The organism is Flavobacterium amylolyticum (genome assembly GCF_048284335.1).
In the GTDB taxonomy this organism is placed as follows: Bacteria; Bacteroidota; Bacteroidia; order Flavobacteriales; family Flavobacteriaceae; genus Flavobacterium.
The window spans coordinates 905,924-930,787 of record NZ_JBLVPG010000002.1 but is presented as its reverse complement, the minus strand read 5'-3'; the positions used below and the strand labels follow the sequence as shown (position 1 = coordinate 930,787).

Annotated in this window: 27 protein-coding genes; 10 read left to right on the top strand and 17 right to left on the bottom strand. The window is 31.8% G+C overall.

Annotation, left to right across the window (positions count from 1 at the left end; genetic code table 11):
• Window positions 1–177: 177 nt before the first annotated feature.
• From ACNQF9_RS10230 to ACNQF9_RS10190, 9 genes are all read right to left on the bottom strand, one after another.
• The gene (locus ACNQF9_RS10230; RefSeq protein ID WP_417959519.1) at window positions 178–1,236 is read right to left on the bottom strand and encodes a nucleoid-associated protein; all 1,059 of its coding nucleotides are present in this window, start codon (window positions 1,234–1,236) and stop codon (window positions 178–180) included.
• An 86-nt stretch (window positions 1,237–1,322) separates the two neighbouring features.
• Window positions 1,323–1,862 (bottom strand): IS1096 element passenger TnpR family protein, encoded by a 540-nt coding sequence (locus ACNQF9_RS10225; RefSeq protein WP_417959520.1) that lies wholly within the window; start codon window positions 1,860–1,862, stop codon window positions 1,323–1,325.
• 187 nt (window positions 1,863–2,049) lie between these two features.
• A complete protein-coding gene (locus ACNQF9_RS10220) occupies window positions 2,050–2,655 on the bottom strand; it encodes an HPP family protein (protein ID WP_417959521.1) in 606 nt (201 codons plus the stop codon).
• 6 nt (window positions 2,656–2,661) lie between these two features.
• A complete protein-coding gene (locus ACNQF9_RS10215) occupies window positions 2,662–3,942 on the bottom strand; it encodes a chloride channel protein (RefSeq protein ID WP_417959522.1) in 1,281 nt (426 codons plus the stop codon).
• Between the two features lie 172 nt (window positions 3,943–4,114).
• Window positions 4,115–4,504, bottom strand: coding sequence for an SMU1112c/YaeR family gloxylase I-like metalloprotein (gloA2, locus tag ACNQF9_RS10210; protein WP_417959523.1), 390 nt, complete (start codon window positions 4,502–4,504; stop codon window positions 4,115–4,117).
• A 1-nt stretch (window position 4,505) separates the two neighbouring features.
• Window positions 4,506–4,766 carry a hypothetical protein gene (locus tag ACNQF9_RS10205; protein ID WP_417959524.1) on the bottom strand — a complete coding sequence of 87 codons (261 nt, stop codon included), beginning with the start codon at window positions 4,764–4,766 and terminating at the stop codon, window positions 4,506–4,508.
• Window positions 4,767–4,827: 61 nt separating this feature from the next.
• Window positions 4,828–5,223 (bottom strand): hypothetical protein, encoded by a 396-nt coding sequence (locus tag ACNQF9_RS10200; RefSeq protein WP_417959525.1) that lies wholly within the window; start codon window positions 5,221–5,223, stop codon window positions 4,828–4,830.
• Window positions 5,224–5,300: 77 nt separating this feature from the next.
• The gene (locus tag ACNQF9_RS10195) at window positions 5,301–5,858 is read right to left on the bottom strand and encodes a sugar O-acetyltransferase (RefSeq protein WP_417959526.1); all 558 of its coding nucleotides are present in this window, start codon (window positions 5,856–5,858) and stop codon (window positions 5,301–5,303) included.
• A 364-nt stretch (window positions 5,859–6,222) separates the two neighbouring features.
• Complete coding sequence (locus ACNQF9_RS10190; protein ID WP_417959527.1) at window positions 6,223–6,681, bottom strand: YciI family protein; 459 nt, start codon at window positions 6,679–6,681, stop codon at window positions 6,223–6,225.
• Window positions 6,682–6,869: 188 nt separating this feature from the next.
• On the opposite strand from ACNQF9_RS10190, the gene ACNQF9_RS10185 reads away from it, so the two are divergent.
• The 6 genes from ACNQF9_RS10185 to ACNQF9_RS10160 all read left to right on the top strand — a co-directional run bounded on the left by ACNQF9_RS10185 (window position 6,870) and on the right by ACNQF9_RS10160 (window position 12,855).
• Window positions 6,870–9,074 carry a TonB-dependent receptor gene (locus tag ACNQF9_RS10185; RefSeq protein ID WP_417959528.1) on the top strand — a complete coding sequence of 735 codons (2,205 nt, stop codon included), beginning with the start codon at window positions 6,870–6,872 and terminating at the stop codon, window positions 9,072–9,074.
• A 190-nt stretch (window positions 9,075–9,264) separates the two neighbouring features.
• Window positions 9,265–9,885: a hypothetical protein gene (locus ACNQF9_RS10180; RefSeq protein ID WP_417959529.1), complete on the top strand. Its 621-nt coding sequence runs from the start codon at window positions 9,265–9,267 to the stop codon at window positions 9,883–9,885.
• A 66-nt stretch (window positions 9,886–9,951) separates the two neighbouring features.
• Entirely contained in the window at window positions 9,952–11,286 is a 1,335-nt protein-coding gene (locus ACNQF9_RS10175) for a histidine kinase (protein ID WP_417959531.1), read from the top strand.
• Between the two features lie 41 nt (window positions 11,287–11,327).
• The gene (locus ACNQF9_RS10170) at window positions 11,328–11,633 is read left to right on the top strand and encodes a 2TM domain-containing protein (protein WP_417959533.1); all 306 of its coding nucleotides are present in this window, start codon (window positions 11,328–11,330) and stop codon (window positions 11,631–11,633) included.
• Window positions 11,634–11,691: 58 nt separating this feature from the next.
• Window positions 11,692–12,027: a 2TM domain-containing protein gene (locus ACNQF9_RS10165; RefSeq protein ID WP_417990179.1), complete on the top strand. Its 336-nt coding sequence runs from the start codon at window positions 11,692–11,694 to the stop codon at window positions 12,025–12,027.
• A 60-nt stretch (window positions 12,028–12,087) separates the two neighbouring features.
• On the top strand, window positions 12,088–12,855 hold the full coding sequence (locus ACNQF9_RS10160) for a LytR/AlgR family response regulator transcription factor (RefSeq protein WP_417959536.1): 768 nt from the start codon (window positions 12,088–12,090) through the stop codon (window positions 12,853–12,855).
• A gap of 105 nt (window positions 12,856–12,960) precedes the next feature.
• Here the strand turns inward: ACNQF9_RS10160 and ACNQF9_RS10155 are convergent, their stop codons facing one another.
• The 5 genes from ACNQF9_RS10155 to ACNQF9_RS10135 all read right to left on the bottom strand — a co-directional run bounded on the left by ACNQF9_RS10155 (window position 12,961) and on the right by ACNQF9_RS10135 (window position 17,334).
• The gene (locus ACNQF9_RS10155) at window positions 12,961–13,143 is read right to left on the bottom strand and encodes a CsbD family protein (protein WP_417959537.1); all 183 of its coding nucleotides are present in this window, start codon (window positions 13,141–13,143) and stop codon (window positions 12,961–12,963) included.
• A 226-nt stretch (window positions 13,144–13,369) separates the two neighbouring features.
• Window positions 13,370–14,143: a CDP-alcohol phosphatidyltransferase family protein gene (locus ACNQF9_RS10150; protein WP_417959538.1), complete on the bottom strand. Its 774-nt coding sequence runs from the start codon at window positions 14,141–14,143 to the stop codon at window positions 13,370–13,372.
• 63 nt (window positions 14,144–14,206) lie between these two features.
• On the bottom strand, window positions 14,207–15,229 hold the full coding sequence (locus ACNQF9_RS10145; protein ID WP_417959540.1) for a COX15/CtaA family protein: 1,023 nt from the start codon (window positions 15,227–15,229) through the stop codon (window positions 14,207–14,209).
• Window positions 15,230–15,280: 51 nt separating this feature from the next.
• Window positions 15,281–16,714, bottom strand: coding sequence for a CCA tRNA nucleotidyltransferase (locus ACNQF9_RS10140; RefSeq protein ID WP_417959542.1), 1,434 nt, complete (start codon window positions 16,712–16,714; stop codon window positions 15,281–15,283).
• Between the two features lie 53 nt (window positions 16,715–16,767).
• Window positions 16,768–17,334, bottom strand: a complete 567-nt coding sequence (locus ACNQF9_RS10135) for an L-threonylcarbamoyladenylate synthase (RefSeq protein ID WP_417959543.1) — start codon at window positions 17,332–17,334, stop codon at window positions 16,768–16,770.
• 439 nt (window positions 17,335–17,773) lie between these two features.
• Here ACNQF9_RS10135 and ACNQF9_RS10130 point away from each other — a divergent pair, with 439 nt between their 5' ends.
• From ACNQF9_RS10130 to ACNQF9_RS10120, 3 genes are all read left to right on the top strand, one after another.
• Window positions 17,774–18,736 carry a WaaS/CpsH family glycosyltransferase gene (locus ACNQF9_RS10130; protein WP_417959544.1) on the top strand — a complete coding sequence of 321 codons (963 nt, stop codon included), beginning with the start codon at window positions 17,774–17,776 and terminating at the stop codon, window positions 18,734–18,736.
• Between the two features lie 93 nt (window positions 18,737–18,829).
• Window positions 18,830–19,942: a glycosyltransferase gene (locus tag ACNQF9_RS10125; protein WP_417959545.1), complete on the top strand. Its 1,113-nt coding sequence runs from the start codon at window positions 18,830–18,832 to the stop codon at window positions 19,940–19,942.
• Window positions 19,943–19,958: 16 nt separating this feature from the next.
• A complete protein-coding gene (locus ACNQF9_RS10120; RefSeq protein WP_417959546.1) occupies window positions 19,959–20,771 on the top strand; it encodes a polysaccharide deacetylase family protein in 813 nt (270 codons plus the stop codon).
• 124 nt (window positions 20,772–20,895) lie between these two features.
• Here ACNQF9_RS10120 and ACNQF9_RS10115 read toward each other — a convergent pair whose 3' ends face one another.
• Window positions 20,896–22,005, bottom strand: a complete 1,110-nt coding sequence (locus ACNQF9_RS10115; RefSeq protein WP_417959547.1) for a glycosyltransferase family 4 protein — start codon at window positions 22,003–22,005, stop codon at window positions 20,896–20,898.
• A 212-nt stretch (window positions 22,006–22,217) separates the two neighbouring features.
• Between ACNQF9_RS10115 and ACNQF9_RS10110 the strand changes: the two genes are divergently transcribed.
• Window positions 22,218–22,979, top strand: a complete 762-nt coding sequence (locus ACNQF9_RS10110) for a lipopolysaccharide kinase InaA family protein (RefSeq protein WP_417959549.1) — start codon at window positions 22,218–22,220, stop codon at window positions 22,977–22,979.
• Here the strand turns inward: ACNQF9_RS10110 and ACNQF9_RS10105 are convergent.
• Both ACNQF9_RS10105 and ACNQF9_RS10100 read right to left on the bottom strand, forming a co-directional pair.
• On the bottom strand, window positions 22,965–23,753 hold the full coding sequence (locus ACNQF9_RS10105) for a glycosyltransferase family 2 protein (protein ID WP_417959550.1): 789 nt from the start codon (window positions 23,751–23,753) through the stop codon (window positions 22,965–22,967). The genes ACNQF9_RS10110 and ACNQF9_RS10105 overlap by 15 nt on opposite strands.
• A 31-nt stretch (window positions 23,754–23,784) precedes the next feature.
• Window positions 23,785–24,849 carry a glycosyltransferase family 9 protein gene (locus ACNQF9_RS10100; RefSeq protein WP_417959551.1) on the bottom strand — a complete coding sequence of 355 codons (1,065 nt, stop codon included), beginning with the start codon at window positions 24,847–24,849 and terminating at the stop codon, window positions 23,785–23,787.
• Window positions 24,850–24,864: the final 15 nt, after the last annotated feature.

Below are 24,864 nucleotides of genomic sequence, written 5' to 3'. Positions count from 1 at the left end.
CGACTAAATACATGTTTTTACAAAAAAAATATAAAAAAGCCTACATATTGGCTATTGGTCAGTATTGCTCTTCCGGTGGTTTAAATTTCAAATTTGTACTTGAAATAAAAAATCTCCAATCACTTGCGCAATTGGAGATTAAAGATTAAAGTGAAGGAACAGTATTGTGACTACACACTAACTCTTTTCTTCTTTGTTAAAATATACAAGATAATAATACATTTGTTTTTCTTCATCCCATCCTTTTTCTACATATTTTTCAGCGCTTTCAGGATTGATAAAATCCATTTTTATTTGGATATGGGTGTCAAGATTAATAACGTTTTTAATGGATTTCCGGGCATCAGAAACGGCTGCATTTGCAATAGGAAAAGAAGTTACATCTTCGATGCTGTATTTCTCTCCTTTATCCATTTTATAATTTTTGAATTCTGGAATAAGGTCTGGATTGTCTAACACTTCATTAAGGAAATTAGTTTCCTCGAACTGATCGTTTTTCGCAAAATAATTTACTGAACGGTTCATAAACATTACTTCTTCTTTCTTATCCTCTGCAGGAAAAACAACATCTTTAGCAAAGTTTTGACAAAATTTCAGGTATTTTTTAGTGATGAAGTTTTCATCTTCAAATGCATCGACTGATAAGAAATGTTCTAACCAATATCTTGCATCATAACGGTTGCTGTCTACGGTAAGGATTTTGTATCCTTCTTCTTTTTTGTAATTAAAAATAATGCAACCTTTGTCTAACTTATTTAAACTAACCCCTTGCTGCAAGATCATTTCTAAATGGGTAGTTTTTTCTTCAAACTGTAAAAAGTCCGCCTGTATCTCACTTTTGAAAATTCCTATCGCATCTACCACATTATTATCAATACTTAAGTTGGTTAAATACGTAACATATACTTCACCGTTCTTGATGTGAGGATGATTGGACTGCTCAAAGAGGTGCGTTGTGATTTTTTTGGAAACCTCATGAATACTACTTGGATTATCAAAAACTTCCGTTGCATATTTGAACATATCATTGTAATCCAAATCAATTTCATGGGCAAACTGAAAATAATTTTCTTCTTTTTCCCTAAAGGGTTTGAAGAAAAATTCTTTCATTAAAGGCACAATTTCATCATTTAAATTAAATGGTTGCTCCGATAAAAAAATCGCTTCATTTCTACTTTTATTACCAACTCTGTGAATTGATAAGTTCTCGATATGTGTATTGTATAAGTTGATCATTTTTCTTTTTTAGATAAAAGAACCAAGATGAAAGACAGCAAAAAAGGTCTTTCATCTTGGTTCTTGATTCTTAATCTTCTATTTTTTTAATTCCAATTTTCTTCAAATCCATAATCTTCAAAACTATCATCTCCTTCAAACATGTCTAAATCATCTTCATCTAATCCATCTTCAAATTCATTATTGTAGTCATCTGCATTATCTGATTCAAAGTTTTTTTCCATTGCTTCATCCGGCATTTCTCCATGAGAAAAAATAGTTTCCGGATATAAATTCCCTATTACTTGGTCTTCAACAGCAGCTAATTCCACTAGAAATGTCCACATGTTTATGAAATCATACACATAGATAATTTTGGTGTTTTGCTTGTCTAATATATCAGATAATTGGTAATCGCTCATGATCTTTTGATCACCAGGAACATCTCCGGTGTCAAAAAGAGAAATCTCGTCTTCTTGGTTCCATGTTTCATCACATGTATAAAACGATGCTACATCCATCCCGTCAAAACCAAAGGAATTGAAAATAGCATTGTGTAAATCCTCTAAAGTATCGTCTTCAAGTATTGCAATATCTCTAAAAACATCATCTTCCGCGTCTAGAATTACTCTAAATTTATAAACCATAATCTTTATTTTTGTTGAAAGGTCAAAGGTAAAATTTAATTTTAGATTTTAGATTTCAGATTCTGGATTTGTTGATAAGATTTTTGCGTATGAATTTAGAAATAAAAGAAACAGTGATCAGCAATAGCGATCTATTCATTAAAAGAAATACTAAAAAATGGAGTTTTGAGGTATTGCAGCATGGGTATTAAGAATTAGTTTTTCTTAATATATGGAAAATCCTTTTCCGGAACTTGTGATACTGTTTATGGGTAGGATATAGTCTGTTTGCCGTCATATTATTAACAATCATGGCAATGACAAGAAGTATAAGAGAACCTGTTAGTACAGGGTATAACACGTACCAATAGCCAAGCTCTTTGATTTTTGGGGAACCTATTATGGCAATCAAAGCTGTAGCTCCACCCGGAGGATGTAAGGTTTTAGTTATTTGCATTAAAACAATCGAAATTGATACGGCAAGTGGAGCAGACAACCACAGAACATCAGGGCCAAATTTAGCAATAGTAACTCCTATAAATGCCGAAACAAGGTGTCCACCAATTAAATTTCGTGGTTGCGCCATAGGACTTTGAATTACTCCATAAACCAATACGCTGGAAGCACCAAAGGACCCAATTAAATACACAACATCTTCGCTTGCTACAGTTTGAGATTGCAAATATGCTATTGTTCCTATACCAATAAAAGATCCTAGAAAAGCCCAAAAATGTTCTTTAAAATCTATTAAAGTTTCTTTGTAGAGTATGTATTTGGTTTTGCGATAACTCCTTCTTATTTTTTGAACTTGCATAGATACTTATTTTACTAGACTGGGAGAATAGGAATAAACGGTGTAAGGGTAAATCATTTTTGCCGTATATTTAGAAATCAAACAAACTACTAGAATGGGAAGAAGCAACGTATAATCATTAGTCAAACCACAAACTAGAAATATAGCGGTAAAAGGGGCATGAATACTGGCACTCAAAACGGCTGCCATTCCTATTATTATAAAGTTTACAGGGATAACACCAGCATTAAAATACTTATTTAAAAGCAAAGCGACCAATAAACCCAAAAAAGCGCCAATAAAAAGGCTTGGAGCAAAAACACCACCGTCACCTCCTGAGGCTAAAGTAGCGGAGGTAACAATGGGTTTCAAAAGTAAAATTCCAATGAAAGTTAGTCCCATTGAAAGTGATAGGACCATTTCATTTGGGTTAATAAAAATAGTTTTGATGGCATGGTATCCCTCCCCATAAAGCTGCGGAAATGTAAAAAGGGAAATGCTTAAAATCACTGATCCAAAGAGGATTTTGAAATAAGAAGCTTTTATTTTCGAAAATTGTTCTTTAAAAAATAAGACACAACGGGTCAAATACACCGAATGTATTCCTGCTATAATTCCCAAAAGGATGAAGTAAGGAATCGCATTTAAATGCCAGGTAATATTACGGACAGCAAATAAGGGTTTTTCATCCAATAAATAAATCAGACCAAAAGCGATTGAAACGGCCACTAGGTTTGTTAATAAAAAAGCCTTTGTTATTTTTTTGGAGATTACTTCGAGGGAAAATAGAATCCCAGCTATGGGACTGCTGAAGAGTGCGGTAATTCCCGCTGCAATTCCGGCACAGATTAACTCTGTTTTATATTGTCTAAAAACATTTTGTTTCCTTTGTGCAACAGAACCAATAGTTGCTGAAGCGACAACTGTAGACACTTCTATTCCAGTTGAGCCCCCAAAAACTACGGTCAATAAACCGTTAACGAAATGAGAAGGGACTTTATAGCTGGGTAAATTCTTTGAATTTGAATTCGTGCTTTCAAAAACTTCTTTGATGCCTTTGTTTTCCTTTTTCTTAAATAAATACTCCCGTAAAAAGTAAATAATGGACAATCCAAAAACTGGAAACACAACAAAAAATATAGGGTTTACAATCGTTTGATGAAAGAATATTTCTTCATAATATTCTGTTGTGTTTTTTAAAACAACTCCCAAGAAAGCAGAAAGAAAACCAATTAGAATAGATACAATAACTAGTTTTTGAAGTTTAATGAAGCGGTAGTTTTTTTTAATTTGTGCGATATTGTCCATTTGAAATTGTTTGTCATCTTTTATACGCTCTAAATAAAAGAGAAGTGGAAAAGTAATTTATTAAGGATTACAAATTTAAAGAAACAAAATCAGATTTGAATGGGAAAATAGTGCGGACTATTTTCTTTTACGATTTATATGTTTTTTTTACTTTTTCACAAACAAAAACGCCTTATTTTTCATAAAATTCTATGGGCAGGTTATCGGGATCAGCAATAAAGAAGAATTTTTTGTGTGTGAATTCATCCATACGTATATCTTCTGGGGTTGTATGTTGACCGACTAAACGTTCATGCGTTTTTTGAATGTCATTCACTTCAAAAGCTAAATGACGCATTCCTGCTGCTTCCGGAGTCGAAGGGCGTTGTGGCGGATCTGGAAATGAAAATAATTCTACACAAAATTCCCCGTTAAGTGCCAGATCAAGTTTATATGATTGTCTTTCTTCTCGATAAATTTCCTGAATAATGGTGAGGCCCAAAATTGAGGTGTAGAATTTTTTTGATTTTTGATAATCAGTGCAGATAATAGCAATGTGGTGAATTTTGTTAATTTGTATCATGTTATTTTAAATAAGTCATTTCCGGTAGATTTGAATTGGCATCTTTAGCTAAAGACTCAGAATGAAGTTTATGGATCAGCGTTTTTGTTTTAGCAATGTCATTTATTCGGAAAAGAAATAAAACTTCATTTTCATCATCTGCATTTTGCCAAAGTTGTTCCAGAAACATATTGTTTTCGGCATGAAAGGCTTTTTCCTTTTCTAAAATTTCCTGGATCATTGCTATTGGAACATCCTTAAGTTTAGCTAATAAATAGGGCATTTTTTCTGGATTGATGAGGTTAAAATGAAGAAAGCTGAATCTACGGGGTAGTCTTTAGTTTTTATTTTTTTGCGTCGGAACAAAGTCCTACAATCTCATGGAATGTGTCATGTAAATCGGTAATTGATTTCAATATTACTGCGTCAGCACCATTAGATGTAACTAATTGATGCAAGGCGCTGCTTTGAAGCTGTAATTTTTTTGTTGAGGCTACTATGGCGGTGGTGTTAAAGTCTTGCGGGATATTAGACTTTAACAGGACGGTTGCTTTGTTCATCAGTTCTTCGGAACGTGCTTTTATTGGGGCCAAATTTCCTTCTTCAGCAGGATGAAAAGTTTGTGACATGACTTCATGAAATTCTTTGATAGCGGGCCATTTTTCAAAAGTGGACTGTGCCGAAACTGAATTTGCAACAACAATAAGAGTCAATACTAAAAATGCTTTAAGATGTTTCATTATGATTTGTTTATGTTTAAATTAGTAGTTCAAAGCAAAGTAAATTTTGAGTAGTTATAATTTGTTTAGGATATTCATTAAACATTCAATTTCCGAATCACTTTTGCCGGATTTCCCACTGCCAAACAGTTGTCTGGTATGTCTTTCGTTACAACCGAGCCAGCGCCAATAACACAACCATTTCCGATGGTGATACCTGGACAAATAACAGAATTTCCGCCAATCCAACAATCATCGCCTATGGTTATTGGTAATGCATTTTCCAATGTTTTTCTGAGTTCAGCATTCAGTGGATGGGTGGCGGTATACAGTTGCACTCCCGGTGCAAAAAATACATTAGAACCAATAGTGACTTTGGCACAGTCCAAAACAACACAGTTTACATTGAAATAGACATTTTCTCCACAACTGATATTATATCCGTAGTCACAAAAAAAGGGAGGCTCGATATAAAGGTTTGCTCCTGCATTAGGAATTAGTTCTTTTAGTATTTCTCTTGCTTTTTTGGTTACACGGTATTCTGTAACATTTAATCGATGGAGTAAATTTTTAGATTTTCGTCTGTCTTTCACTAGAACAGGATCGCCAGCCAAATAATATTCACCAGCAATCATTTTTTCTTTTTCAGTTATCATAGTTTGATTTTTTATATGCAGATACAGCCAAGTTACTTTTTTATTTTGGCAGAAAGTTTGTCTTTCACTAAACAATATTTTGCTTTATTATAAGGTTGTCATTTTATAGTTATTTGATTACTATTGTTGGACAAAATCCATTTGTATGCAGTATTTAGTACAGGTTTAAAACCTTTTCAATTACTTATTTCTTCAAATTTTTCGTCCAAAATTTTAATCACGGTTAAAGTAATGGATTGGTTCAATCCAATAATAAAAAATCTTTTTTCTCCAACACAAAACACAAATCATTTTTCCGTTTTATGTTTGCGGTTACAACTTCATTTGATTTACAAATAGCTTCTAATTTTTCAATATTATGAAATTAGATTTTAGTTTTGGCAATTTTATCATGAATTTTTAGAGTTTCCTGTAAAGCTGCACTTCCGTACCAAAGCGTTAGTTCTGCTTCCAGCAGATTCGATTGCACCGCGGGATCCGTGGCTACAAATTGTTTTGCTTCGTCAATACTATTGGCATTAAAAATATAAATACCCCTGTACTTTCTATCATTTTTCATAAAAGGACCCGCAACAACCAGCTTTCCTTCCAGTGCTAATTTATTAATATTAGCCATATGCCCTTCAAATAATTTTTGAGTTTCTTCTTTACTTGCAGTGGTGTTACTACCTGTTTTTAATAAACAAAAAACATATTTTTTCATTCCGTATTCATCTGCATTCAAAATTTTGGCTAGTTTTCCATCATAGTTTGATGGGATTTTCTGAGAAAATAATACGGTACTACTGCAAACCAGTATGAGTAAAAAGATTGATTTTTTCATTTTATTAAAATTAGGTTGAAAACAAATTTAAGTTTTTCATTTATAAAAAGGAATAGAAATTAAAAATTGGCAGCGAATCACTTTTTATTAAAAAAAAACGACTCATCTGGTAATTTCAACAGTTCAGCAATAACTTTTTTTATTTTTTATTTTTGTAGCAGATATTTGCTTTATCAAAATCAATCATCATGAAACCAAAATTCATATACCAATCAAATTATTTGAATACTTGTCTTAAATCAATTTTTATATTGGGTATTTTACTATTTAGCACCACTATTTTTTCACAAAATACAGTTTCTGGAAAAGTGGTAGACGAGAAAGGAATGCCGGTTTCGGGGGCAAATGTCTTTATTGAAGGGACTTACGATGGTGCTTCCAGTACTGAAGCAGGTAATTTTAGTTTTACAACTACAACAACTGGGAATCAAACTTTGATCGTGAGCTTTCTTATTTATGAAACTTCAAAAATGAGTATCGATGTGACCAATTTTCAAAATAAAACAATCAAGTTAAGAGCGAGTGTAACATCACTGGATGCGGTTGTGATTACTGCAGGAACATTTGAAGCAGGTGATAAAGCCAGAGTTTCAGTATTAAAACCTTTAGATATTGTAACTACGGCGGGTTCAGCTGGAAATATTATTGCTGCTTTGCAAACTTTGCCAGGAACACAAACAGTTGGTGAGGACGGACGATTGTTTGTGCGTGGTGGCGAAGCCAATGAAACACAAACTTTTGTTGATGGAATTCGAGTGGCGCAACCCTATGGAGCAGCTGCGAATAATTTGCCTACACGGGGACGTTTTTCTCCGTTTTTATTCAGCGGAATATCATTTTCTACAGGTGGCTATTCAGCTGAATATGGAGAAGCACTATCTAGTGTTTTGTTGTTGAATACTCAGGACAACCCTGATCAGGATAAAACAGAAATCGCATTGATGACCGTAGGTTTAGGTATTGGGAATACCCAAAAATGGAAGAAAAGTTCTTTAAGCGTTAATGCGAATTACATTAATTTAGCGCCTTACCAAGCTTTGATTCCACAAAATGTGGATTGGAACAGTCCGTTTCAATCTTTGTCTGGAGAAACGGTGTATCGCTATAATTTCAATAATGGAATTTTAAAAGTATATGCTGCTTTTGATAGTTCTAAGTTTGATATCAATCAGGAAAACATCAATTCGCCACAAAAAATTAGAGTGGATTTAAACAACAATAATTTTTATTTAAATTCTTCTTACAAAGGTACTTTTGGTGATAATTGGCAAATTACGTCTGGGTTGAGTTATGGCTATAGCAACAACAGAATAAATCTGGATTCGGATAAAGTGGCAAATGATGAAAATGCCGCCCATTTGAAATTAAAATTAAGGAAAAGTTTTTCAGACCGCTTGAAACTCTCTTTTGGAGCTGATTATTTTGTAACCCAATTCAATGAAGGTTTTAAGGAAAATTCAGGTTCCGTTTTTGCCAATGGTTATAGTGCTAACATTGGTGCTATTTACACAGAAGCTGATGTTTTTTTCTCTAAAAAATGGGCTACGAAAATAGGGTTTAGAGTTTCTAATACTGATTTGCTGAATGAAACAGCTTTTTCTCCTCGAATTTCATTGGCATATAAAATGGCTAAAAATAGTCAGTTCTCCTTTGCGTATGGTGATTTTACGCAAACTCCCAGTGCGGAATATATAAAATACTCGAAAAGTCATCAGTTTGAAAGCGAAAGGGCTTCACATTATATTTTGAATTTTCAATACAATAAAAACGGGAAAACGTTTCGTGCGGAAACGTATTATAAAAACTATAGTAATTTGGTTACATTCGATACGGAAAGAGCGGTGTATAATTCGGTTTACGACAATGCCGGTTATGGTTACGCCAAAGGATTGGATTTGTTTTGGAGAGACGGAAAATCCATTAAAAATTTAGAATATTGGGTTTCCTATTCGTACATCGATACTGAAAGAGCGTATAAAAATTTTAGTTCTCAAGTAACCCCCAGTTTTGTTGCGGATCACAGCTTGTCTATTGTAACAAAATACTGGATAAATGATTGGAAATCACAAATTGGTTTTACAAACTCATACAGTTCAGGGCGACCTTACAACAATCCCAACGAAACAAAATTTATGAATGGAAAAACGAAGTCCTACAATAGTTTGAGTTTCAATTGGGCGTACTTATTATCACAACAAAAAATCGTATACTTCTCTGTTTCCAATATTTTGGGTACTCAAAATGTATTTGGCTATGAGTATGCCAACAATCCGGATAATACAGGATTTTACAAAAGGAAGGAAATCATTCCTACGGCCGATCGTTTCTTCTTTGTAGGATTCTTCTGGACCATAAGCAACAATAAAAAAGACAATCAGTTGAGGAATCTTTAAAAAGAGTCATAAAGTCAAAGGTCTAAAATCCTTGTTTACAAAAAACTTTCAACTTTATAACAATTCATCCCTAAAATTCTACAGTTCAGTGTTTTTATATTTTAAATTAATAAAAAGCACAATACTTTTGAAGTATAAATTATAAATCGTTTCAATCATCAAATTCACAACCATTTAAAACCAAGAAATCATGACCAAAATTAGTATCACAATCGCATTTTTTATCTGTAGTTTATTATCCGCTCAAGGAAAATTTGAGCAAGGAATGGGAAAAGCATTTCAGCTTTGGGGAGAAGGAAAAAACACCGAAGCCTCTGATATGTTTGAAAGAATTGCCACTGCTGAAAAAACAAGCTGGTTGCCTAATTATTATGTGGCACTGGTGAATACAACTACGGCTTTTAGAACTAAAGATAAAGATCAAATGAATTTGTTATTGACAAAAGCACAAAAATCGATGGACACAGAAATGGATAAAAATCCAAACAATGCCGAGCTGTTAGTAATGCAAGCCATGATTCACACTGCCTGGATTGCATTTGACCCTATGACTAACGGACAAAAATTATCCGGAAAGGTTATGGAGTTGTATGGAAAAGCACAAGCAATGGCCCCAGAGAATCCTAGAGTTGTTTTTGGTAAAGCGGAGTTTGAAATTGGTGGTGCTAAATTTTGGGGGACTGATACCAAACCAATGTGTGCTCAAATTGAAAAAGCTATTGGACTTTTTGCTACTTTTAAACCGGAAACGCCTTTCTCGCCAAAATGGGGTTTAGACAGAGCCTTATTAGCACAGAAAAATTGTAAATAAGCCGATAGGAATTGTTCTTTTTAGAAAATAAAATATATAAATGTAACGATTGAAAACAATAAAATAATGTATCTAAAACCACATTTACTGAAAGCTTTATTTATTGGAGTTGTAATTTTTTTAGTATCCTTTCTAATTGAATTTATCACTGTAGGTACTGAAGTTTTTAACCTCAGTTTATATAGATATTTCTTATACTGTATGCTTTATAGTGTTACATTGTATATTGTTAATGCAGGGTTGTTTCAATTTTTAGATCAAAGATTTAAAGATAATATTTATTCGTCAACCCGAATAGTTATTGGTTTTGCCAGTTCTTTTTTTATTTCTCTATTTGTTATTTTTTTGTTGCGATTTTTTTTGAAAGTAGTTGTTGAGAAAAAAGCAGTAGCCGTTTTTTTAGCTAATGAAACTCCTTCGAATTATGTAGAATCATCCATTATTACTTTTATTGTTCTGTTGGGGTTTCACGCATTGCATTTTTATAAAGCCTACAATGAAAATAAAGTCAAAGAACAGAAAATTATTGCGGGAACTGCCAATGCTAAGTTCGAAAGTCTTAAGAATCAGATAGACCCCCATTTTCTATTCAATAGTTTGAATGTTTTAAGTTCTTTGATCGAAGAAAATCCAGACAATGCACAACGATTTACAACGTCCTTGTCTAAAATTTATAGATATGTATTGGAGCAAAAAGATAAAGAATTAGTTTCTGTTGAAGAAGAATTGGCTTTCGCCAAAACCTACATGAACCTACTGAAAATGCGTTTTGAGAATAGCTTGTTTTATGAAATGCCATCAGCGTACATAAATCCGGATGCCAAAGTAGTCCCACTTTCGCTTCAACTTTTATTGGAGAATACAGTAAAACATAATGTAGTTAGCGAACAAAGACCATTGCACATCAGGATATATGTAGAGGGGGATTATTTAGCTGTTCAAAACGATTATCAAAAGAAAGAAGTGTTGCAGGATCGTCAGGGCGTGGGACTACAAAATATTATTAATCGTTATGGGATTATTACAAAACGAAAAGTATTAATAGTTCAAAACCAACAAGTCTTTACTGTCAAAATACCTATTTTAACTAAACAAATTACCGTTATGGAAACTACTACAAATTATAACGAAAACAATGCGTATTACAGAGCCAAAAAAAGAGTGGAAGAATTAAAAGGATTTTATGGAAACCTGATTTCTTACTGTTGTGTGATTCCGCTTTTAGTATATATTAATTTAACTTTTTCACCTCAATTTCAATGGTTTTGGTTTTCAGCTGCCGGATGGGGATTTGGAGTGATTATGCATGCTTTCAAAGTTTTTGGATACAGTTCCAATTGGGAGGAAAGAAAAATTCAAGAAATTCTGCGAAAAGAAGAGCATAAACAAAACTGGAATTAGTATTATTTAAGGATGTGAACATTTAAAAATAAAGTAAAATCATGGAAAATACATATCAAAATGAAGAACGTTATTTCAAGGCCAAAAAACAAGTGGAGGAAATAAAAGGATTTTATGGCAATCTAACGTCTTATGTACTGGTAAATATTGTTTTATTTGTGATAAACATTGTTACCTCGCCAGAGCATTTATGGTTTTTCTGGCCGTTGTTAGGCTGGGGAATTGGAGTTGTTTTTCACGGAATGAAAACCTTTAATTATACCCCGTTTTTTGGCAAGGAATGGGAAGAACAAAAAATTAGAGAATTTATGGATAAAGAAAATAAACGTAACGAAACTTGGCATTAAGACTGTTTTTTTAAATTCAAATGCGAATGGATTAATTTTAATAAGAAATATTGATAAAATGAAACGGAACTATAAAACGGAGTTTGAAGGATATCAACCTGAAGATAAATACGCAGCAGCTGAGCGGGAAGTGAAGCGGTTAAAAGGATTTTACATCCATTTAATGGTGTACGTAATCATAAATATAATGATTGTATTCCTCAATATTAGAGATTTAGATAAAGGAGAAAGCTATTTCAAAATAGAAAATTTCTTTACTGCTTTCTTTTGGGGAATAGGATTAGCGGCTCATGGATTATCCATTTTTGGGAGAAATATGTTTTTTGGAAAAAATTGGGAAGAAAAAAAAATCCAAGAGTTAATGAAAAAAGAAAAAAGTGAGAAATGGGAGTAAAACAAGTATTTAGTTATAGTTTTAGTTAACGCAACAACTGGATAAACGATTCAATAGTATATGACGACAATAATAATAGAAGATGAAAAGCCAGCCGCTCGTTTGCTGCAACGTAAACTCGAAAAGCTAAATCTGACTGTAGGAGTAATGCTTCATTCCGTAGAGGAATCCATTGCTTGGTTCTCTAATAATGAACATCCAGATTTGATTTTTCTGGACATTCAATTATCGGACGGATTGTCGTTTGAGATATTTGAAAAAGTGACTATTAAGAGTGCCGTGATTTTTACAACAGCTTATGATGAATACGCGCTTCGTGCTTTCAAATTAAATAGTATTGATTATCTTTTGAAACCTATTGATGAAGATGATCTTCAAATTGCCGTTGCCAAATTCAAAACGCTGCTGCCAAAACAAGAATTAATGCCTCAAGGCTTTGGAATCGATTTGGAGCAAATTAAAAAAATGCTGACCAATCCATTTGAAAGAAACTACAAAAAACGGTTTACAGTTAAAATAGGGCAGTATTTGAAAGTAATTTCGATTGATGAAATCGAATGTTTTTTTAGTGAAAATAAAGGAACCTACCTGCATACATTTGACAATAGAAATTATTTAATCGAATGTACTTTGGAGCTTTTGGAGCAGGAATTAGATCCTGCGGATTTCTTTCGAACCAGCCGAAAATTTATAATTCCAATGAAAGCAATCAAAGAAATAGTCTTGTATAGTAACTCCAGATTAAAGGTTATTTTGCCTTCTTTTAAAGAAGAGGAAGTGATTGTAAGCAGGGAAAAAGTGGCCGAATTTAAAACGTGGATTGGGTGATTTTAGATCTAAAAAAACTGTTTCAAACACAAGATAAAAAGATCCTCAACAGAGATTTTTTTAGCTCTTGTAATTGAAACAGCTCATTGCATTTAGGAAGTAAAATTAATCAAATAGTGATTTAATTTCCTTTTGGGTTTTACCTAATTTTTGTTGTAATCTACCCCACATTTCATCCTCTTTTCCTTCTTCATACAACAAATCGTCATCGGTCAAATCGGCATACTTTTGTTTCAGTTTTCCTTTTAACTCATTCCAGTTTCCTTCAATCTCTTTTGAATTTGGCATAACATTTTAAGTTTAAATTACTATTTGTTCTTTTACAAATTTGGAAATTTTAGACCAGTATTTTGTTATATTATTTCAGGAAATAATTGCATAATTCCGATGATTTACTGTTTTAATCAAAAAAATAAGAATTATTTTTAATTAAAGTAAAATGCTAGGTTATGATTTGTAAAGTAATGGTAATTATTTATTTATAAATTAAGTATAGATTATATCTATGACCAATTTACACCTTAAATATTACTTTTCGAATGCTTATTATCACGAAAATAAGTGCGGTATAAATGATAAAGAACGGAATAATATATTCAATTAAATTCAGGGGAAGCATTACAGCGATAATGAGTAATTGAAAGCCTAAACCGTAAATTGAAAGCAAGGTCATAAACCAGTTGGGAAACGTTTTAACTTTATAGGCATCCTTGTCGAGATAGTGAATTATTTTGTCAAAGGTCCCATATACAATGGTGTAAATTAGAAACAAAATATCGACAGATTTTTGGGTCTCCCCTGGCAAAGCTCTTGGGGATTTGTGCTCAAAAATTTTGCTTGTTTTATCTCCGCCAATTGATTTAGTTCTTAAAATTACATAGTAATAATTGTATAAAGTACCTTGCAATTGGATACCAATAAACGCCAAAATTGTAAGCCAAATTGTAGTTTTTGAAACATAACAAATTGCCATTAGAAAGAGAAAATTTAGTATGATATCGAACACGCTATCTAGGTATCTTCCGGTGTAGGAAGGGGTCTTTTTTAATCGTGCCAATTCACCATCTGCAGCATCGATTCCCGATTTAAGAATAATGAAAAATCCAGCTAAAAAATAAGATCCTTCTAGAATGTAATAAATAGCGATTAGACCAGAAAGCCCAAAAAGTAGGGTGACATGTATGGGTGTGAAGCGGGTGTTTTTTAATTGATTGGCGAGAAATTTCCCAAAGATTCTTCCGTAATCGGATAGATCTAAAAATTTATCTTGAGCTGCAAGTTTAGACATTTAAGGTTATAAACAAAGGAATGCGACAATATAGTCTGGTATTATTTTATAGATATTATAATTTTATTTCGATAATCGGTGTAAAGTAAACGTCATTGCAGTGAGTAAAAAGAAGGCCATTATTTGATGTGCCAGCCCCAACCATAGCGGAACACTATAAAGCAAAGTGAAGACGCCTAAAGTAAATTGTAGAAAAACAAGAATTACTAAACTGTTGATTCCTTTTCTTTGTAGTGAGGAAAGCACCTGTTTTTTACTTTTGATATACAAAGCAACTATAAGTCCTACGACTACGTAAGCCATGGTTCTATGAACAAATTGCACACCGCTTTTTCCTTCAATAAGATTTAAAAATAGTGAATTTTTTTCTATAAAAACACTTTCGTGAATAAATTGTCCATCACTCATCAACGGCCAATGATTGTGAAGTAATCCGGCATTTAAACCGGCAACAAACCCACCGTATATAATTTGAATAATCAAAAACAGTAATGCAACACGCGCAAGATTTCGCAGTTGAACTATAACAATTGATTTATTTGGATAGAGTAGATCCAAAGCTACCCAAAGGGTATAAGCAAATGTTATGAAAGCAAATGTTAAGTGCAATGCCAATCTGAAATGGCTTACGTCAGGATTGTTAATTAAACCACTTCGTACCATAAACCAGCCCAAAAAACCTTGGAAACCTCCCATCAACAAAAGAACTACGCATTTCTTAATGGTCTCATTTGAAAGTCTTTTTTTAATCAAAAAATAAAGGAAAGGCACAATAAACGCTAATCCTATTATTCTTCCTATAAAGCGATGAAACCATTCCCAGAAATAAATAAATTTATAATCGCTTAGGGTAAAGTCATTATGGATATTTATTTTTTGATACTCTGGAAATTTTTTATATTCTTCAAATGCCTTCGACCATTTTTCGGCTGTCAATGGAGGGAAAGTATCTGTAACTAAATGCCAGTCTGTCATTGATAAACCAGAATTGGTCAATCGCGTAATTCCTCCCACTACCACCATCATAAACAATAATATGCACCCTGATAATAACCAAATGATAACGTAATTATTTTCCTTTTTCATTATTTGAGATTAATTTTTGCAAAGATATTTGAAATGAAATGAATTGTTAATTCAACAAGCGTTAATCTTTAATCCTAATTTTTTAGCTCTTTTTAACATAAATTCATAAGCCGGTTGGTACTCATTCTGTATTTCTCCCTCAAGTATCGCTTCCTTGATGGCCTCTTTTAGCATACCAATTTCCTTGGATGGCTTCAAATTAAATAGTTGCATGATTTCCTCTCCTGAAATTGGGGGTTGAAAATTACGAACATGATCGCGTTCTTCTACTTCTACAATTTTTTTACGGACGATTTCAAAATTATGATGGTATTTTTTGAATTTATTAGGGTTTTTGGTAGTAATGTCGGCTTCACATAATGTCATTAGATTTTCGACATCTTCACCGGCGTCAAAAACTAAACGGCGTACTGCGGAGTCCGTAACGGTGTCTTGTGACAGAACAATGGGGCGGGAACTCATCATGACCATCTTTTGTACAAATTTCATTTTCTGGTTCAATGGCATGTGCAAACGCTCAAATATTTTTTTTGCCATTTTACCGCCTAGAAATTCATGTCCATGAAATGTCCATCCTTGTTTTTTGTTAAAACGTTTCGTTGGTGCTTTTCCAATGTCATGTAATAACGCAGACCAGCGTAGCCAAACATCATCTGTATTGGGACAAATGTTATCGACAACTTCCAAGGTGTGATAAAAATTATTTTTGTGCGTGTGCCCTTCTATTTCTTCCACTTGATTCAAAGCGGTCAGTTCCGGAAGGATAATATCCAAAAGGCCCGTTTTGAACAATAGCAAAAATCCAATGGAGGGCTTATCTGTAGAAAGGATTTTATTCAATTCGTCAACAATGCGTTCCCCAGATATAATTTTAATTCGTGACGCATTTTTTGTAATAGAGTTCAAAGAGTGCTCCTCAATTTCAAAACCCAATTGGTTTGCAAAACGAATGCCTCTTAACATTCGTAAAGGATCATCAGAAAAAGTAATATCCGGATCCAAAGGGGTTTTGATTGTTTTGTTTTTTAAATCTTCCAGACCGTTAAAAGGATCTGATAATTCGCCAAAGTTTTTTGCGTTTAATGATAAAGCCAAAGCGTTTATAGTAAAATCACGACGGTTTTGATCATCCTCTAGCGTTCCGTTCTCTACGACAGGATTGCGACTATCAAGATTATAGGATTCTTTTCGAGCACCTACAAATTCAATTTCAGTATCTTCAAAACGCAACATCGCTGTTCCATACGTTTTGAAAACTTGAACTTTTGGTTTTTTAGGAAGTAATTGAGAGACTTTCAAAGCCAGTTCGATTCCGCTGCCAACGGCAACAATATCAATGTCTTTTTTAAAATCTCTATTCAAAATCAAATCTCTAACAAAACCACCAATTACATAACTATCAATGTTAAGTTCTTGGGAAGCTTGCGAAATGACTTCGAAAATTTTATTGTTTAAGGCTTCTTTATAGGAAGTTTTGATGCTCATTTTAAAAATGTTTAAAGTTTATAGTTGCTAAACTAAAAACTGAATCCTGCTAACTATTTGCGAATCACTTTTACCTGGGAATCGTTCGTCAATTTTATAATTGTAGATGGTTTTCCGGCAATTTTTTCGCGATGCAAATTTACAACATAGTCTACGCCTTTTATAATTTCAGGACTGATTTCTTTGAAACTTTTTGGAGTAGGTTGACCGGAGATATTTGCTGAGGTTGAAACCAACGGTTTTTTCATCTTTTCCAACAATTTAAAGCAAAATGGTTCTTTCACGATACGAATTCCAAGAGAGTTATCTGGAGAAACTAAATTTAGAGCCACATTTCTGGGTTTATCAAGGATTATTGTTGTCGGATTTTCAGATAAATCCATAATCTGCCAGGCTACTTCTGGGATATCCTTGAAGACATTGTACATCATTTTTTCGCCATTCATCAAAACAAGCATGCTTTGGGTTTCGGCTCGTTGTTTGAGTTTGTATATTTTAGCGACCGCCTCAGGATTTGTAGCGTCACAGCCTATTCCCCAGACGGTGTCAGTAGGGTAAAGAATTATGCCGCCTTCTTTTATGACGTCGTAAGCATTGTGTATTTCTTGGTTGATGTCCATTTTGTTGTTTTAATATGGCAAAGATATTTATATGAATCTAAAAAAATCAGGATACAATTAAAAATGTTTTTTTAGAATTTATGTCGTCAGATTGCTGGTTGATTTGAATCGAGAACTAATTTTCTAAATCTTTTTCTTTAGGATTATATAATATTACACAGGCTGCAATTCTCATTTTAATTTTAAATTAAAGGATTTTGAATTTGCAAAACTATACGTTTTTTATGAATTATTACCAGAAAAGCGATTTAGCTTAATTTGAAAAATTGTTTTAGTATGATTATAATTGGATAAGGGCTTGTTTTTCTATAAGCTTCACTTTGATCAAAGGCCTAGGCTAAAATTGTGGGTAGGTAAATAAAGTTAAAAGTTTATCTATATTATGTTTAATTAAGATTCTATTTTTGTAAAAAATAAATAGCTCAAAATAATTTATATAATGATAAAACCTAAACGCATAGCAATAATAACCACCCATTCATTTGGCTATATTGACTTTTTAGTTGCTAAACTTAAGGCGGCCCATACTGTTGATTTGACTTACGTTAATATTGATGCGATTCCTTTTTCTTATAAAAATATTTTTTCGAGACTTCTTAATTTTTTCATGAAACTGATGAGCCTTCCTAGTTTAAAAGAAGGTAATAAGACAAATTACATAAGACAAGTAATTCAAAACGGGGATTTATTTAATCAAATTTTAGTTATTAGACCTGATAAATTGCAACGAAAGACTTTGTTCGTATTAAGGGACAATGCAATTCAAATGACCTGTTTTTTGTTTGATGGTATTGAAAATTTTAAAGATCAAAAAAAGACATTGTCTTTTTTTGATACGGTTTACAGTTATGATAAAAAAGATGTTGAGAAGTATAATTTTCAATTTTTGACTAATTATATTTATGATGATAATATTCAAAACAATGATATTGTCAATAAAGTTTTTAATATTTCTTCATTTGATAGAAGATTCCCTTTTTTAGAAAAAATAGCCAATTATTTAGCTAAAAATTCTATTACTTTCAAGTTTGTAGTTAAAAAAGATAAAAGATTTAACCATAAAAACATAGAAATTATTACTGAATACTTACCCATTAGTGAGGTTAAAAAATTAATTGCAAACAGTTTAGTTTTGGTAGACATTCAGAAGGAAAATCAATACGGGTTGAGCTTTCGTATTTTTGAAGCCTTAGGTTACGAGAAAAAAATAATTACTAATAATGAGGATGTTATTACGTATGATTTTTATAATAAGAATAATATTTTTGTAATTTCTGAGGAAAATTATGAAATACCACTTGATTTTTTTGAAACGGATTATACTAAAATTGAGGATGAAATTATTAATAAATATAAATTATCAAGCTGGATTTTAGAGGTTTTTAAATTAAATTTAGAATAAAATGAGCCTTTTGAAATTCTTAAGTGCTTCTTAAGCGATTCTTAATCTTTCAAAATAATGTTTGGACTACATTTACCGTTAAAATAATGTTAAATGAGAGTAATACATTTTACAACTTCAAAAGTTTGGCGCGGCCATGAACAAATGATAATAGATATTTATGAATCATTTAGAGATAATAAATTTGTTCAAAATCAATTGATTCTGTGTACAGGGGATTCTGAGATTTTTAGGATTGCCACGGAAAGGAAATTGCATGTACAGACAATCAATTTTAAATCAGAATATGACCTTAAATTAGCTAAGAAATTTAAAAAAAATGTAGTCGATTATGGTGCCGATTTGATAATCATGCATAATAGTAAAGCACATACTATTAGTGTGTTGTCGTCTATTTTTTTTGGATTAAAAGTTCCTTTAATTTTATGCAGAACGTTAATTAAAGATATTGGAACTAATTTTTTTAGAAAATACAAGTACAATTATAAAGGGATAAAAAAAATCATATGTGTATCCGATTCAGTAGTTGAGATACTTAAACCTTCAATAAAAAATCATGACTCCATGACAGTCATTGGAAGTGTGGTTGATACAGATCGGTTTATTAACAATAAAAAAAATGGATTTCTGCACAGAGAATTCAATATACCATTAGATTATAAAATAATTGGAAATATCTCTGCATTTTGCAAAGTTAAAGACCACTATACTTGGGTAAATACAGTAGAAGAATTGCACCGTAGGGGTCTTAAAGCAAAATATATTTTAATAGGTGAAGGGTCTTTAGAACTAGAGATTAAAGACTATGTCAAATCTAAAGGATTAGAGAATGAAATTATTTTTGCGGGTTTTAGAAATGATATTAATAAATGCCTTCCTGAATTTGATTTGTTTTTATTTACCTCAAATTCTGAAGCGACAGGAGGGGTTATTCTCGAAAGTTATGCCTGTAAAGTTCCAGTTGTAGCTTCTAAAGCTGGTGGAATCCCAACTGTTTTAATTCATAATGAGACCGGTTTATTAGCAGAAACGGGCAATCCGATTGATTTTGCCAATAAAGTTGAGATTCTAATAAACGACAATACTATGCAGGATAAATTTATCAAAAATGGCTTTGATTTTTTGATGGCTACTTCCACACGCTTAATAATAGGCACTAAATTTTTAGATGTTTTGAATGAAGCAATTTTTATTAATTTAATTTAGTCAAATTTTTTATATTATGATTTCCATATTATGTCTGTTTTTATTTATTTTTTTAATTTTTATAAATTCTCAATTTAAATTGTTTTATTCTCCTTCAAAAAAAGTTAGAATTTTAGAATATCATTCTATCTCTACAAATGGTTTTGAGGACCAGATTACCATTAGTAAAGAGAAAATAATAGAACAATTTGAGTATTTAAAAAATAATAATTACACGACACTTTGGATGTCAGATCTTGATGACCTACAAAATAAAAAACAGAATTTAGCTCCAAAAACCGTTATCCTTACATTTGACGATGGTTTTTTAGATAATTATACAGTTTTATTTCCTTTATTAAAACACTACAATTTTAAAGCAGTTTGCTTTATGGTTTTGGGTAGAATAGGGCAAGATGTAGACTGGAACGGTCAGTATGTCAATGAGAATATGAAGTTGATGAATAAACAACAATTATTAGAAATTGGGACTCACATTGAGTTGGGGTATCATACATTTAAACATGATAATTACGCTGATTTGACTTTGGATGAAATTGAAAAAGATCTTGAGCAGTGTAAAGAAATAATAACAAGGGAAAATTTAAATGTTTTTCCTGCTTTGGCATATACTTACGGTGGATATTATAGGAAAAAAGGAGTCAATCAAAAACTGTTTTTTGATGTATTAAAAAACGCAGGCATTAAATATGCCCTAAGAATAGGAAACAGAATCAATATTTTTCCTTTAATAAACAGGTATGAAGTTCAACGTATCGATATTAGAGGTAGAGATTCGATGAAAGATTTTAAAAAGAAAATTATTTTTGGACGCACAAAATTATTTTAGATAGTAGAAATTTCATGAAATCCAGATTCTCATAATTCGTAGCATTAAATCAATTACTTAAATATTAGTTGTATAGAGGGTTATGTCGGTTTTAATAGCATAGTGAACCTTGATGTATTTTGGGCTAATTCCCATTTAAAATAGCTTGATATTCTTTTAAAGTTTTTTGAGCCATTACTGAAGCTGTATAACTTGAAATTAATTTTTCGTAGGAAAGGGTTACAAATTTTCTCTCAAGCTCTTTATTGTTAAACAAATAAATTATTTTTTCTGATAGCATCTCAAAATCTTCTTTTGGAGTTAAAAGACCGTTAATGCCTTCTTGTATAATTTCAGGAATTCCTCCTACATTAGTACTTATTACAGGTTTTTTATGATAAAAACTTTCAAATATTACTTCGGGTATGCCTTCGCTTTGTGAGGTCATTAATAATGCATCAAATTGTGGGATGAAGTTAGAAGCACTTGGTACATATCCTAAAAAATGGATGTAGTTTTCCAATTTTAATTCTTTAATTTTTGTTAATAAATCTTCCGTGCGCTCCGTAAAAGAGCCAATTTGCACAAATATTATATCTGTTCTTTTTTTTACATTCACAATTATATTAACTGTTTCTATAAGTGTCTCAAGATTTTTAGCCCTAATGTGATTTCCTATTGTTCCTACTATTTTTTTAGAGGCATCAATAGCAAATTTCTCGCGTAATAAAAAATCTGTCGCAGTGCTTTTATTGGTAACAGACGTGCCTTGGTAAACTGTAATTACCTTATCTCGATCTTTAATTGACTGTAAAGTAATTCTTCTGGTCTCGTCTGAAACACATAAATATTTTTTTATTTTAGAATAGTTGTATTTATAAAGTGTAAGTTTTTTATTTTTTATTGGGAATGACGTTTTCTTACTAAAAAGAAAAGGAGGTAAATTAGCGAATTTATCCGCAATAATAGTCAACGCAATTGCAGACGGATCATGAATGTGAATAATATCAACTTTTTTAGTTTTACATAAATTAATGATTTTCAATGAAAAGCGGAGATCTATATTATAAGCTAAAGGTGCAGTTTGAAATTCGATTTGGGTTTTATTTAAACGTTCGTGAAAAAGAGTGTTTTCAACACATAAGACAATATTTTTTATTTCAGGATTGGATTGTTTCAATTCATAACATAAGGTTTCAATATGGTTTTCGCCACCGCCCCAACTTTTTACTGCAGATATATGTAGAATGGTCATGTATTGATTTTATTGTTTAAATTTGTTTACTAATTTTTGGTTTTTATTAGAAAGTTCGTTCGTAATTCTAACATTTATTTAATTCAATCTTCCTTTACTTTCTCATTTATGTAACAATACAGCATGATTTAGGCATAATTTTAGGTAAAATTACATTAAATATTTTAAGTCTTGAATTCAATACTTACTTTTGTCATTCTATTGTCCCTTTTATGAAATATATTTTTGCCCCTTCTTTTAAATCTATTGAGAACCAAATCAGCAGCTGTATCAATAATTTTGATACGGATGGAATATTATTTGGTGATGGTCAAAGAAATAAGATAAAACTCTTCGATTTAGAAAGTAAAACCATTAATATCAAATCGTTTAAAATGCCTAATCTTATTAATCAAGTAGCCTATAAATATTTCAGAAAATCTAAAGCCAGACGTTCTTTCGAGTATGCAAATACATTAATAACAAAAGGTATAGGAACGCCTCAACCCATTGCTTATGCTGAAAATTTTAAAGTTTTAGGACTGGAAAATAGTTTTTACATTAGTGAACACCTTCCGGCCGAATTGACTTTTAGAGAACTAGTACAAAATCCGGACTACCCAGACCATGAGAATATCTTGCGTCAGTTTACCCAATTTACATTTGATTTACATCAAAAAGGAATTGAGTTTTTAGATCATTCTCCAGGAAATACATTGATACAAAAGCGATTGGAAGGTAAATATAATTTCTATTTGGTAGATTTAAACCGAATGAATTTTCATCATGTAATGGATTTTGATTGTCGTATGAAAAATTTTCATCGGCTTACGCCAAAAATTGAAATGTTAGCTATAATGAGTGATGAGTATGCAAAATTGTACGATAAGAAATACGATGAGATATTCAATAAAATGTGTTTTTATACCAATGATTTTCAGTCAAAATTTCATAGAAAAATTGCTCGTAAAAAGAAATTATTATTTTGGAGGTAACTGTAGTTTTCTTTTCCAAAGTTGTCCTAATTCTTGATAGCGAATGTGAATCGAATAAGCATTTAAATAACAAATAATCACCCCCTTTTCTCCGTCTAAAAAGCCTAATCGAACAATAAAATTAAATAAAAAATTATAAATTGGATGTAAAAGATGTAGTAAAAAAGAAGAATTTTGTTTCTTCATGAACATCTCTTGAGCTTTAAGTTTTCCGTAACGAATTGTTTTTGAATGATATGCTTGGTAATTCATATACGAATAATGAATGAGTCTATTTTTTAAAACACTTATGTTTCCATTTACTATTAATTTTTCATGTACGAGTTTATCGGTAGTGTATTCCGCATGTTTTTTATGAAAAAGGCGGTATATTTTATCATTTTGATTTCCGCTGAAATGCAAAACTTTATTTTTAAACATAAAAGTTCTTCGAAATAGAAAAGCGGCGTAGTTCGCATTATTATGTACAGTATCTACAATTTCCTTTTTTAATTCAGTAGTCAATCTTTCATCGGCATCGAGAAACAAAATCCAGTCATTTTTTGCTTGAGCAATTGCAAAATTTCTTTGTAAAGAATAATTTTCAAACTTATTTTGAATGAATTTTACGTTATCGAATGCTTTACAAATACCCTCAGTTCCATCTGTGCTGAATGAATCTACAACAATAATTTCGTCAGCAAAATCCAAATCAGCCAAAAGCGCTTTCATTTGACTCTCCTCGTTTAATGTAATTATTAAAACTGAAATGTTAGTATTGTGATTGAATTTCATTAATTTTTGAATGTTTTACAAAAATAGAGCATTATTCTAAATGTGTTTCCAAGAAAGTATGCAAAGAAGGAAAAATCAACTCGGGAGTAAACTCTTTGTAAAATACAATGGTTTCCTTTTTAATGATTTTAGCCGTTTTGCCTTCAAATAAATCAGGTCTAAACTCTTGTAAATGCAGCGAAACATGATTAATTCCATCTTCAAATGTGGCCCAACCTTTTTTGTCAATCCAAGGGGAAAAAACAATAAAAGAGGGTTTTTCTAATGCTTTTGCCATATTTATTGCCCCGCCATCGTTGCCAATTATCATATCACAATGATTCATTATAGCAATAAATTCTCGGATATTTTTCCCTAAAAGAGAGAAATAAATCTTCTGTTTGGTGCTTTCTTTACATTTATTGTAGATCGTTTTTGCATCTTCAATTTGCTTTGGAAAATAATTAAAAAGAATATTCACATCATCCTTATCTGCAATGAAATCGACTAATTGAGACATGTATTCCAGTGGATAGGTTTTATCAGAACTGCTCCCCATGAGACTGATCATAATTGTTTTTTTAGACTGGTCTATACCATGAGAGTCAAAAAGAGAAGCCGCAAAATCATTCTCTTCTTTTGTAACATAAATCTTGGGAAATGTTTCTAATTCAATATCCAGATGCAAAGGGTTTAGCAATGCTAATCGTTGTTCGATTATTAGACCTAAATTCGTATGGGTCGTTTTTTTTCTAATGACAGTATCCGTGTAAAGAAACTCTCTCCCTTTTTTCCAATACGATATTTTTTGTTTGGCACCCGAAAATAATACGACTAGCCAGCTTTCTAATTTAGAATACGCATCAATAACAATATCGTATTTTTCAGCTCGAATGGACTTCAATAATTTAAAATAGTGCCATTTGCTTTTTTGATGCTTTTCCTTGAAAAGAATTAGGTTGTCAAAACTGGTATTTCCTTGTAAAACTGCAATGGTAGATTCGTAAACCATATAATCAATTTGCGCTTTGGGATAGGATTTGCGTAAATTGTCGCACAATATGGAGCTTACTAAAACATCTCCAATCATTTTTTGTTGAATTACAAGTATTTTCATTCGAAGTAAATTTGA